The sequence below is a fragment of the Aquitalea palustris genome, from assembly GCF_003693445.1.
GTDB lineage: Bacteria > Pseudomonadota > Gammaproteobacteria > Burkholderiales > Chromobacteriaceae > Aquitalea > Aquitalea palustris.
Window position 1 is genome coordinate 1 of sequence record NZ_RFAR01000132.1, and the last position, 11,209, is coordinate 11,209.

General features: G+C 58.8%; 12 protein-coding genes. 6 read left to right on the forward strand and 6 right to left on the reverse strand.

From position 1 onward, the window contains the following. Positions 1–338: hypothetical protein (locus tag EAY64_RS20735; RefSeq protein ID WP_233566523.1), on the forward strand; the 338-nt coding region annotated here is incomplete at its 5' end. A gap of 66 nt (positions 339–404) precedes the next feature. Here EAY64_RS20735 and EAY64_RS19820 read toward each other — a convergent pair. Further along, the gene (locus EAY64_RS19820; RefSeq protein WP_103526450.1) at positions 405–1,538 is read right to left on the reverse strand and encodes a ribosomal protein uL16 3-hydroxylase; all 1,134 of its coding nucleotides are present in this window, start codon (positions 1,536–1,538) and stop codon (positions 405–407) included. Between the two features lie 139 nt (positions 1,539–1,677). Between EAY64_RS19820 and EAY64_RS19825 the strand changes: the two genes are divergently transcribed. Beyond that, the gene (locus tag EAY64_RS19825; protein ID WP_059287093.1) at positions 1,678–2,157 is read left to right on the forward strand and encodes an FKBP-type peptidyl-prolyl cis-trans isomerase; all 480 of its coding nucleotides are present in this window, start codon (positions 1,678–1,680) and stop codon (positions 2,155–2,157) included. A 268-nt stretch (positions 2,158–2,425) separates the two neighbouring features. Here the strand turns inward: EAY64_RS19825 and prmC are convergent, their stop codons facing one another. The 5 genes from prmC to EAY64_RS19850 form a co-directional block, all read right to left on the reverse strand. Beyond that, the gene (gene prmC, locus EAY64_RS19830; protein ID WP_103526465.1) at positions 2,426–3,241 is read right to left on the reverse strand and encodes a peptide chain release factor N(5)-glutamine methyltransferase; all 816 of its coding nucleotides are present in this window, start codon (positions 3,239–3,241) and stop codon (positions 2,426–2,428) included. Between the two features lie 5 nt (positions 3,242–3,246). Further along, positions 3,247–4,656 (reverse strand): magnesium transporter, encoded by a 1,410-nt coding sequence (gene mgtE, locus EAY64_RS19835; protein WP_411267238.1) that lies wholly within the window; start codon positions 4,654–4,656, stop codon positions 3,247–3,249. Between the two features lie 211 nt (positions 4,657–4,867). Next, positions 4,868–5,551: a monofunctional biosynthetic peptidoglycan transglycosylase gene (mtgA, locus tag EAY64_RS19840; protein ID WP_103526454.1), complete on the reverse strand. Its 684-nt coding sequence runs from the start codon at positions 5,549–5,551 to the stop codon at positions 4,868–4,870. Between the two features lie 4 nt (positions 5,552–5,555). Then, on the reverse strand, positions 5,556–6,377 hold the full coding sequence (gene aroE / locus EAY64_RS19845; RefSeq protein WP_103526455.1) for a shikimate dehydrogenase: 822 nt from the start codon (positions 6,375–6,377) through the stop codon (positions 5,556–5,558). 127 nt (positions 6,378–6,504) lie between these two features. Further along, on the reverse strand, positions 6,505–6,957 hold the full coding sequence (locus tag EAY64_RS19850; RefSeq protein WP_103526457.1) for a rhodanese-like domain-containing protein: 453 nt from the start codon (positions 6,955–6,957) through the stop codon (positions 6,505–6,507). Positions 6,958–7,224: 267 nt separating this feature from the next. Here EAY64_RS19850 and glnA point away from each other — a divergent pair, with 267 nt between their 5' ends. From glnA to EAY64_RS19870, 4 genes are all read left to right on the forward strand, one after another. Further along, on the forward strand, positions 7,225–8,643 hold the full coding sequence (glnA, locus tag EAY64_RS19855) for a type I glutamate--ammonia ligase (RefSeq protein ID WP_103526459.1): 1,419 nt from the start codon (positions 7,225–7,227) through the stop codon (positions 8,641–8,643). 172 nt (positions 8,644–8,815) lie between these two features. Beyond that, the gene (locus tag EAY64_RS19860; protein WP_103526461.1) at positions 8,816–9,301 is read left to right on the forward strand and encodes a DUF4124 domain-containing protein; all 486 of its coding nucleotides are present in this window, start codon (positions 8,816–8,818) and stop codon (positions 9,299–9,301) included. Between the two features lie 100 nt (positions 9,302–9,401). Then, positions 9,402–10,457 carry a nitrogen regulation protein NR(II) gene (glnL, locus tag EAY64_RS19865; RefSeq protein ID WP_103526463.1) on the forward strand — a complete coding sequence of 352 codons (1,056 nt, stop codon included), beginning with the start codon at positions 9,402–9,404 and terminating at the stop codon, positions 10,455–10,457. A gap of 27 nt (positions 10,458–10,484) precedes the next feature. After that, on the forward strand, positions 10,485–11,209 hold a 725-nt coding region (locus tag EAY64_RS19870; RefSeq protein WP_122081977.1), incomplete at its 3' end, for a sigma 54-interacting transcriptional regulator.

The window sequence follows — 11,209 nt, forward strand, 5'->3', positions numbered from 1 at the left end:
GCAGCCGGAGCGGAAGCGTCAGCAGCCGGAGCGGAAGCTTCAACAGCAGGAGCGGAAGCTTCAGCCGGAGCATCAGCTTTCTTACCGCAAGCGGACAGAGCAACGGCCAGCAGGGCAGCAACGAGGAGCGACTGTTTCATTTTTTCTTGACCTTTAAAGATAAGTTAACAAGACGTCAATTTAATCGCCCAAGCTGTTTTGGATATGACTGGGCGACTGAAAATCTTTCAGTGCGCAAATTGTATCACGAAAAAAATTGCTGTGTAGGGGGGCAAGCTAGCAAAAACGCCACCAACCCTACTGCAACCTCCCGCAATGCAGCATTCCCGGCAAAATAGACGTTTGAACGCCAATCCATGCAGGGTAGCAGCCTTGCTATGTGTACATTTGAACATCTGATGTGGTTATTTTGCTACAGACTGCGGAAAATGCCAATAACCAGTTAAGTATCCTTGGTACAGCTGATCCAATAACGACGGCCTGATGTCCGCAGCCGACAAGCGACGCTGGTTGGCAAACTGTTGCCACACTGCAACATCATCCGGTTCGATTTCGAGAAGCTCACCATTGCAATAGAACATTCCATTGCGGAACAGGATAAGGCTCTTGCGATCCAGTTCGATCCCCTTCTCCACCAGCGCAGTGGCAAACTCGTCTTCGTCCAGCTCATCTTCAGGCGCATCGTAGAAGACATGCGGCTTCGGCTCGGTAAGGTAGTGACCGAGAAAGTCGCTGACAACCTGTTTGTCCCAGCTGATCTGGCTGAGCATCTGGCTGACCTTGTCCACCATCTCGTCACTGATACGCGCCGGATCGGGCTGGCGTTGCAGTTCCGGGTCGGCGTAGCGTCCTTCCAGGCAGATGCGATCCTGCATGTACACCAGGAACTGTGTGGCCAGCTCCTGCGTCGGCGCGGCACGGAAGCCGATGGAATAAGTCATGCCGGGCTCCAGCGCCACACCATAGTGTGCGCACTTGGGCGGTAAATAGAGCATATCGCCATGTTCCAGCACGAACTCCTCTTCCACCCGGAAATCCTGCAATACCCTGATGGGCGCATCCGGGATGAAATCATCATCGGCCTGGGAAGAGATCTGCCAGCGCTTGCGCCCTCCCACTTGCAGCAGGAACACATCGTAGGAATCGAAGTGCGGGCCAACCGTGCCACCGGGCGGGGCATAGCTGATCATCAGGTCGTCCAGCCGGGCAAAGGGAATAAAATCGAATTGCCACAGGATTTTGTCGATATGCGGCAAGTGGTGATTGACGTTCTGCACCAGAATGGTCCAGTCGGTTTCACCGAGCTTGCGGAAACGGGCAGGACGGAAAGGGCCGCGTTCCAGATGCCATTTACCGTTACGGTTTTCGATCAGGCGAGATTCAACATCTTCTTGCATCGCCAGTTCGGACAGGCATTTGAAATCAACATGCGGCCCTACATCGGTCAGCGCACCGCGAATCAGCAGCGGCTTTTTTTGCCAGTATTCATTAAGAAATTGTTCGGGGGTGATTCCACCCAGCAATGTCATCGGTTTCATGGCAGTTTCACGGGCTTGCGGGCCCTTCTATGGTTTACAATACGTTCAAGCGGCTGTTCCGCACCATTCCTTGCAGGAGAAGGAAGACTCGCGCTCCCTGCCCTGTCAAGATTTTTCATTTCATCCCGGACAATTTCTGATGCAAATCGCCAAAGATACCGTCGTTACCCTCCACTACGAGATGTTCGACGCGGAGAATACTCTCCTCGACAAAACCGAAGAACCGATTGCCTACCTGCACGGTGGCTATGATGGCATCTTCCCGCTGGTGGAAGAGGCGCTGCACGGCAAGGCAGTTGGCGACTCCGTGGACGTCAAGCTGACTCCGGACGACGCCTTCGGCGATCCGGAAGAAGAACTGGTCCGCGTCGAAGATCTGGACGTGTTCCCCGCCGACGTTGAGGTCGGCATGATGTTCGAAGCCGACGATCCGGAAACCGGCGACGTGCTGCTGTTCCGTGTCACCGACATCGCTGACGGCAAGGCCATTGTCGATGCCAACCACCCGCTGGCTGGCCAGACCATCCGCTTTGTTGCCAAGGTAACCGAAGTACGCGCAGCCACTGCTGAAGAACTCAGCCACGGCCACGTACACGGTGCCCACGGCCACCACCACTAAGCCATGACGACCGGCCTGTGCCGGTCTGATCTGTGCTAGTTATAGGCGCAGTCTGAGTCCTGTTTAGAGGACAAGGACTGCGCCTGTTTTCATTTCAGGCCCACCGCCACCATGCTCCCAGGCTGGCATGCACAACGCAGGGGCCAGCATGCCGCTGTAATCGGCCCATCCCTTTGATGCAGGGCAAGCAAGCTCGATTGACGCGCAGACAGAGGCCCACTCAGCGACTGATGAGAGCAATACCGCGACAAGGGGCAAAGCTCGGCCATCAGCCAGCCAGCTGCCCCATGCTGACCCGGTCCAGACCGGCCAGGTCAGGCAGCGTCGCTACCTGTTGCAAGCCAGCAGCCAGCAGCAATTGGCGCACCGCATCTCCCTGATCGAAACCATGTTCCAGCATCAGCCAGCCTCCCGCCTTCAGACGCGCCGGAGCGCCGGCAATGATCTCGCGCAGGCAAAGCAGACCATCATGCTCATCGGTCAGCGCCATGCGTGGTTCGAAACGGACATCGCCTTCGGCCAGATGGTGGTCGTGCTGTTCGATATAAGGCGGATTGGAAACAATCAGGTCAAAACTCCCCTGTCCGTCCAATGGCTGATACCAGCTTCCCTGATGAAAATGCACCGCAGCGCCCAACTGTTCCGCATTATCACGGGCAACCTCAAGCGCAGCCGGGGACAAATCAACAGCCTGCAACTGCCATGCTGGTGCTTCCAGCGCCAGGGTAATGGCAATGGCTCCGCTGCCACAGCCCAGATCGACCACCTGCGCCGGCAGCTGCCCCAGCCGTGCCAATGCGGCCTCGACCAGATGTTCGGTTTCCGGGCGAGGGATCAGTACCGCCGGGCTGACACGGAAATTACGACCATAGAACTCGCGCTCACCCAGTAAATAGGCCATCGGCTCACCCTGCAGCCGGCGCAGGGCCAGCTGCTCGAACAGCTCGGTTTCCTCCTCACTCAGCAACAGATCGGGATCGGCAATCAGCCGGGCGTGAGTGAGGCCGGGCCGCACATGCTGCAGCAGCATGCGCGCTTCCAGCCGGGGTAAAGAATGGCGCCGCAGCGCCTGTTGCAGTGTCAGCATGTCTAGAGCAGGAAAAGAGTGGCCAGGCCAAGAAAGATGAAGAAGCCACCGGAGTCGGTACAGGCAGTGATCAGCACGCTGGAACCCAGCGCCGGGTCTCGCCCCATTTTTTGCATCAGCGAAGGAATCAGCACGCCCATGGTGGCCGCCAGCATCAGATTGAGTGTCATGGCCGCCAGCATGACCAGTCCCAGCGACAGCCGTCCGTACAGGGCCCAGGCGATCAGGCCGATGGCCCCGCCCCAGACCAGGCCATTGATGATGCTGACCCCCAGTTCCTTGCGCCACAGCCGCCAGGCCTGACCGACCTGCATCTGCCCCATGGCCAGGGCACGCACAATCATGGTGATGGTCTGGTTGCCGGAGTTGCCGCCAATACCAGCCACAATCGGCATCAGTGCGGCCAGCGCCACCAGCTGGTTTATGGACTGCTCGAAAGCACCGATCACGCGCGAGGCGACAAAAGCAGTACACAGATTGATGGCCAGCCAGGCCCAGCGGTTCTTTACCGAATCGACCACCGGGGCGAACAGGTCTTCTTCTTCCTTCAGGCCCGCCAGATTCAGTACTTCGCTGTCCGACTCCTCACGCATGACGTCGACCATTTCATCCACCGTCAGCCGGCCGATCAGCGCACCACGCTCGTCGACCACCGGCGCCGAAACCAGGTCGTAACGCTCGAAAGCCAGCGCGGCATCACGCGACTCATCCTCTGGCTGAAAGGACACGACTTCGGTCGCCATCACCTCGGACACCATACGCTCCGGATCTGCCACCAGCAGGCTGCGCAAGGGCAGTACGCCACACAGCGTCTCCGCGGCATCCAGCACGAAAATCTTGTCGGTCTGATGTGGCAGCTCGTCAAAGCGCCGCAAATAGCGCAGTACCACTTCGCAACTGACATCGGCGCGGATTTTCACCAGCTCGAAGTCCATCAGCGCACCGACTGAACCCTCCGGATAGGACAAGGCGGATTGCAATTGCTCGCGTTCGGCTTCATCCAGTTCGCCCATCACTTCGTAGACCACCTGCCGCGGCAGGTCGCCAGCCAGCTCGGCCAGCTCGTCGGTATCCAGCTGGCGCACGGCGGCGACCAGTTCGTCCGGAGCCATGGAGTCGATCAGCGTTTCGCGTACGGCATCAGAAACTTCCAGCAAGATGTCGCCATCCTGCTGAATCTTGACACGCTGCCATACCAGCAGGCGCTCTTGCAGCGGCAGGGCTTCCAGAATATAGGCAACGTCAGCCGGATGCAGGCTTTGCAGTCGCTGCTGCAAGGCTGACAGCGCATCGGAATCGGCCTGCGCCAGAGCGTCATGCGTCTGATGCAACTCGATCAGCCTTTGCACCTCGGCCAGGCTTTCACTCAATCGTTCAGCAGTTTGTTTTTTTTCGACAACCGTCAAGCACAACTCCTTCCGCCGCGGCGACGGAGACAGGGCTACACGGTCGGGACGGCGGGAATCAACGACAAGAAAAGGGGAAGCCTGCGGCTATGGGATAACTGGGTAAGTCCATGTGCAATACCCTGCCTTTACAGCAGGGCAGAACGGAGAAACAGAAGCGGAATTGTAACATGAGCCCCCCCGGCCTTCCAGCCGGGGGCAGCTGCCGTGCGGTGGCTTAGGGCAGGTCGGCGTACTGCATGCGCCGCTGGATGATGCGGGTTTTCTTCATCAAGCCAGGTGCATTGCGATGTTCGTCGTAGTAGCGCGGATTGGGCACCATGGCGGCCAGCTTGGCGGCCTGACCGGCCGACAGGCGCGCGGCACTGGTGTGGAAGTAATAGCGGGCTGCAGCTTCAGCACCGAATACCCCATTTCCCCACTCGATCACATTCAGATAGATCTCGAAGATTCGACGCTTATCCAGCACCTTTTCCAGCATCACGGTAATCGCGGCCTCTTCCAGCTTGCGCCAGGGCGTTTTCTTGCTGGATAGGAACAGGTTCTTCGCCAATTGTTGGCTGATGGTGGAGCCACCAGCCACAATATGGCCCTGCTTCAGGTTTTTCTCGAAAGCCGCCTCGATGCCATCCCAGTCGAAACCTTCGTGATCGGCAAACTTGGCATCTTCCGCCGCAATCAGCGCCCGCTTGAGATTGGGTGAAATCTGGCCATAGCTCACCCACTTCTGCCGCAATTCGGCATTGGGGTCATCCTCCTGCAGCTTGGCCAGCTGTTCGTTCATGAAGGCACTGGCTTCCGGATTGTGGTTTCGCCAGTACACCACATGCCCCAGAATCCACAGGTTGTACAACACAATGGCGGCCACCAGGACCGCCATGATTTTCAGGAAGAGACGCATCGGATCAGGCCAGCACTTCCCTCAGCATATTGGTGACCTTGCGGGTATCCGGCTGCACACCGCGCCAGATATGGAAGGACTCGGCAGCCTGTTCCACCAGCATGCCCAAGCCATCGGCCAGCATGCCGGCGTTTTCGCTCTGGGCACGCTTGAGGAAAGGTGTCAGGCCCTTGCTGTACACCATGTCGTAGGCCAGGGTACGGGCGGTGAAAATATTGGCCGGCAGCGGCGGAATCTCATTGTGCAGGCTGGTGGAGGTGCCATTGATGATGATGTCGAAGGTTTTGCCTTCCAGCGCCTCGTAGCCACTGGCGACCACCTCACCCCAGGGGGCAAAGTGGTGGGCAATCGATTCGGCCTTGATCAGCGTGCGGTTGGCAATGGTCACACGGGCCGGCTTCTGCTCCAGGATCGGCTCCAGCACGCCACGGACGGCGCCACCAGCGCCCAGGATCAGGATGCTCTTGCCTTCCATCGGGAAATCCAGGTTTTCCACGATATCGCGTACCAGGCCGACACCATCGGTATTGTCGCCAAACACCTTGCCATCACGGAAAGTCAGGGTGTTCACCGCCTCGGCGGCGCGGGCACGCTCGGTGACTTCCTGCGCCATGCGGAAGGCATCGCCCTTGAACGGCAGGGTGACATTCAGCCCCAGGCCACCAGCCCGGACGAATTCACCGACCACTTCGTCGAACTTGCCCAGCTCGGCAAACAGCTTTTCGTACTGGATGGATTCACCGGTGGCACTGGCGAATTCACTGTGGATAAACGGCGACTGGCTATGGGAAACGGGGTTACCGATGACGGCGTAACGGTTGATCATGATCAGCTTTCTTGGATTCCTGTGGTGCTTCCGCGTCGTGCGGTTCATCTGCTGAGGTAGCACTTTGCCGTGTAACGTCATAAACATCAACCGGTCAATACCCCTGTCCCAACAATTCAAGTAGTGCTCAGCCCTGCACCCAGGGCAGGCCATGCGCCTTCCAGCCGGTCAGCTGGCCACGATGCTCGTGCTCGTCCTTGTCGCCCTCGAAACCCTCAAGTACGTTGTAAACCCGGGCATAACCGGCGGCACGGGCTTGCGTGGCCGCCTCGTGCGAGCGCACCCCGCTGCGGCACATCAGTAACAGGACAGCCTGCTTGTCGACGGCAGCTTGCAGCTGCTCGACAAATTGCGCATTCAGCTGCATGCCGGGAAAGCTGCGCAGCTCGATGCGCAAGGCACCGGGCACCACACCGACAAACTGCCATTCCGCCGCGCTGCGCACGTCCACCAGCACGGCACCAGGCAGATGCTGGGCCAGAAAATGTGCCTCGGGCGGGGTGAGCGCGCCCTGATAAGGCAGTTGCTGGGCTGCCGCACGCTCGGCGGCGGTTTGCAGGATCAAATCGCTCTGGTCCATTGCTTTCCTTTCTTTGTAATAGGGGCATGCCACGATGCTGGCAGGGCCTGAATCATTCCCCCACCGACGTAATGCACAAACATGGTGCATCTGCACGGTGATATGCATTGATTTGGTGCATTCATAACAACTAGCCGTGCACCAAGCCCTGTGACACAATGATTACATTAGTGTTCGTAGCCTGGCACGCTTCATGCTTCCAGTGAGGCGTACCATCTTTATCAAGCAATATTGCTTTCGATGCACGTTGCCTTTAGGAGAACATTCATGGCGGTTGCAGACGTAGTCAAGCTGATTCAAGAAAACGACGTCAAGTTCGTAGACCTGCGCTTTACTGATACCCGTGGCAAAGAACAACACGTTACCATCCCGGCACACGTTCTGCTGGAAGATGCTGACGAATGGTTCGAGCGCGGCCACGCTTTCGACGGCTCCTCCATCGCTGGCTGGAAAGGCATTCAGGCCTCCGACATGCTGCTGATGGCTGACCCGGCTACCGCCAAGATTGACCCCTTCTTCGACGAAGCTACCGTATTCATGTCGTGTGACGTGATCGACCCGGCCGACGGCAAGGGTTACGACCGCGATCCGCGCTCCATCGCCAAGCGCGCCGAAGCCTACCTGAAGGCATCCGGCATGGGCGACACCGCCTACTTTGGCCCGGAACCGGAATTCTTCGTCTTCGACAGCATCACCTGGGGCACCGACATGTCCGGCTGCTTCGTGAAGATCAAGTCCGAAGAAGCTGCCTGGGCCTCCGCTGAAGAATTCGAAGGTGGCAACACCGGTCACCGTCCGGGCGTCAAGGGCGGCTATTTCCCGGTTCCGCCGGTTGACTCCGCACAAGACCTGCGCTCTGCCATGGTGCTGCTGCTGGAAGAACTGGGCGTACCGGTTGAAGTACACCACCACGAAGTGGCCACCGCTGGCCAGATGGAAATCGGTACCAAGTTCAGCACCCTGACCCAGCGTGCCGACTGGACCCAGATCCTGAAGTACGTGGTACAGAACGTGGCACACAGCTACGGCAAGACCGCTACTTTCATGCCCAAGCCCATCGTTGGCGACAACGGTTCCGGCATGCACGTACACCAGTCCATCTGGAAAGACGGCAAGAACCTGTTCGCTGGTGACGGCTATGCTGGCCTGTCCGAAACCGCCCTGTACTACATCGGCGGTATCATCAAGCACGCCAAGGCACTGAACGCCATCACCAACCCGGGCACCAACTCCTACAAGCGTCTGGTACCGCATTACGAAGCTCCGGTAAAACTGGCCTACTCCGCCAAGAACCGTTCGGCTTCCATCCGTATCCCGCACGTAGCCAATCCGAAGGGCCGTCGTATCGAAGCCCGCTTCCCGGATCCGCTGGCTAACCCGTACCTGTGCTTCTCCGCTCTGCTGATGGCCGGTCTGGATGGTATCCAGAACAAGATCCACCCGGGCGATGCTGCTGACAAGAACCTGTACGACCTGCCGCCGGAAGAAGACAAGCTGATCCCGACCGTATGCGCCAGCCTGGACGAAGCCCTGGCAGCGCTGGACGCAGACCGCGACTTCCTGACCCGTGGCGGTGTGTTCTCCAACGAATGGATCGACGCCTACATCGAACTGAAGATGCAGGAAGTGAACCTGACCCGCATGACGACCCACCCGGTCGAATTCGCGATGTACTACTCGCTGTAATGACCAGATACCGCCGGAGCCTTCCGGCGGCTGTGGCAAAACCCGCACGGCCCATGGCCCTGCGGGTTTTTTCATGCCGACCAGCCCAACGACAGCCCGATGTGACGCGGCGCGGGCTTTTGCTTATCATATCGTTACTACCATCCTGTTTTTCTTGCTGATGCGGACTCCCATGAAAACGCTTGCCTTTTGTCTGCTGCTCAGTTGCAGTCTCGCCCAGGCCGAGGTGTACAAATACATAGACGCCAACGGCAATGTCACCTTCACCAATGTGCCGATCAAGGGCGCCAAGCCCATGCATCTGACACCGCTGTCCACCTATGGCAACAGCAGCAAGAACAAGCCGACGGGCAATGCGGGCAGCAAGTCGGCCTCCACTCCCGATGGCTATCCCAATGTCGACAACGGTACCCAGAGCAAGCGCGACGAGAGCCGGCGCAAGATTCTGGAAAACGAGCTGGCCAATGAGCAGAAAGCACTGGCCGATGCGCAGAAGGCTTACACCGATGGCGCGGCCACCCGCAATGGCGATGAAACCCGCAACTACCAGAAATACCTCGACCGCGTGCAGAAGCTGAAAGATGCGGTGACCGAGCGGCAGAAGAATGTGGATGCGCTACGCCGCGAATTGGGGCAGGCCACATCATCTGCACAATAATGGTGCATAATTGACTCCGTAATCGTGCATTCGCTGTGCTCTGGCTTGGCGTGCTTATTGCTAATAGCACCAGGCACAGCCCCCTTCGATCCGGAGCACCATGAACTCTCCCAGCTTTGCCGGCCTGGAATTACTCGACACCCCGGTCCTGATCACGACCGCCGACGGTGTACTGGAATTCGCCAATCCCGCGTGTGAAAACCTGTTGGCCATCGGCCGGCGCGAGCTATTGCGCCACACGCTGTTCGAGCTGTTCCAGGACAGCCCGGCCCTGCGCCAGGCGCTGAGCACCGCCCTGCAGCACAACGCCGGCTATATCGAACACGACCTGGAACTGCGCACCCCACATGGCGAGCAGCCGCTGCACATTGCCCTGTCGGTGACGCCGGTGGATGCCGATGGCCGGCTGGCACTGGTGGAATTACGGCCACTCGACCAGCAGCTGAAAATTGCCAACGAAGAGCGGCTATTGCTGCAACAGCAGGCTAATCGCGAGCTGATCCGCAATCTGGCGCATGAAATCAAGAATCCGCTGGGCGGCATTCGCGGTGCGGCACAGCTGCTGGAACACGAGCTGTCCGACCGGCCGGAGCTGAAGGAATACACCGAAGTCATCCAGGAAGAAGCACTGCGCCTGCAGTCACTGGTTGACCGCCTGCTGGCGCCGCACCGCCGCCATGTGCGCAGCGAAATCAATATCCACGAAGTGCTGGAACGGGTGCGCAGCATTGCGCTGGCTGAATATCCGCAAGGCCTGTCCATCCGTCGCGACTATGACACCAGCCTGCCGCAGATGGTGGCAGACAAGGAGCAGCTGATTCAGGTGGTGCTGAATATCGTCAAGAACGCCATCCAGGCCATGAAGGGTAATGGTGAGGTGATTTTGCGCACCAGAGTGGCCCGCCAGGTGACGCTGGCGCGCAAGCGTCATGGGCTGGCATTAAAATTGCAGATTGTCGACAACGGCCCCGGCATTCCGGAGGAAATCAGGGATCACATTTTCTATCCGCTGGTGACCGGACGCGCCGAAGGCACCGGTCTGGGGCTGACACTGGCCCAGGCCTATGTGCACCAGCATGGCGGCAGCATCGAATTCGAATCCCGCCCTGGCCAGACCTGCTTTACCGTAATGCTGCCTTTCAGCAATACGGATTGAACCCAAATAACAGAAACGAGGGCTGCTATGAATAACCCGGTGTGGATCATCGATGACGACAAGGCCATCCGCTGGGTACTGGAAAAGGCGCTAGGCCGCAGCGGCATCGGCTTTGACAGCTTTTCCAGTGCAGACGACGCACTCAATGCCCTGTATGACAACACCCCGCGCGTCATCATCTCCGATATCCGCATGCCGGGTACCGACGGCCTGAAGTTCCTGTCGCGGGTCAAGGCCGACCACCCGCAATTGCCGGTCATCATCATGACTGCGCACTCTGATCTGGATTCGGCCGTGGCCGCGTTTCAGGGTGGGGCTTTCGAATACCTGCCCAAACCCTTTGATGTCGACCAGGCGGTGCAGCTGATCGAGCGGGCGCTGGCCGAGAGCAATAGCCAGATTGAAGCCAGCGGCGGCGTGGAAGCCATGCCGGTGCTGCTAGGCCAGGCGCCTGCCATGCAGGATGTATTCCGCGCCATTGGCCGCCTGTCGCAATCGCATGTCACCGTGCTGATTACCGGTGAATCCGGTACCGGCAAGGAAAGGGTGGCCGAAGCGCTGCACCGTCACTCGGTACGCGCCAGCAAGCCCTTCATCGCCCTGAACACCGCCGCCATCCCGAAAGACCTGCTGGAGTCGGAACTGTTCGGCCATGAAAAAGGTGCATTTACCGGCGCACTGGCCACCCGTCGCGGCCGCTTTGAAGAAGCCGAAGGCGGCACGCTGTTTCTGGATGAAATCGGCGACATGCC

Excerpts from the sequence above, each read along its gene's own strand:
- EAY64_RS19820 (WP_103526450.1), bottom strand. The coding sequence starts at position 1,538 with ATGAAACCGATGACATTGCTGGGTGGAATCACCCCCGAACAATTTCTT.
- EAY64_RS19825 (WP_059287093.1), top strand. The coding sequence starts at position 1,678 with ATGCAAATCGCCAAAGATACCGTCGTTACCCTCCACTACGAGATGTTC.
- mtgA (WP_103526454.1), bottom strand. The coding sequence starts at position 5,551 with ATGCGTCTCTTCCTGAAAATCATGGCGGTCCTGGTGGCCGCCATTGTG.
- aroE (WP_103526455.1), bottom strand. The coding sequence starts at position 6,377 with ATGATCAACCGTTACGCCGTCATCGGTAACCCCGTTTCCCATAGCCAG.
- EAY64_RS19850 (WP_103526457.1), bottom strand. The coding sequence starts at position 6,957 with ATGGACCAGAGCGATTTGATCCTGCAAACCGCCGCCGAGCGTGCGGCA.
- glnA (WP_103526459.1), top strand. The coding sequence starts at position 7,225 with ATGGCGGTTGCAGACGTAGTCAAGCTGATTCAAGAAAACGACGTCAAG.
- EAY64_RS19860 (WP_103526461.1), top strand. The coding sequence starts at position 8,816 with ATGAAAACGCTTGCCTTTTGTCTGCTGCTCAGTTGCAGTCTCGCCCAG.
- glnL (WP_103526463.1), top strand. The coding sequence starts at position 9,402 with ATGAACTCTCCCAGCTTTGCCGGCCTGGAATTACTCGACACCCCGGTC.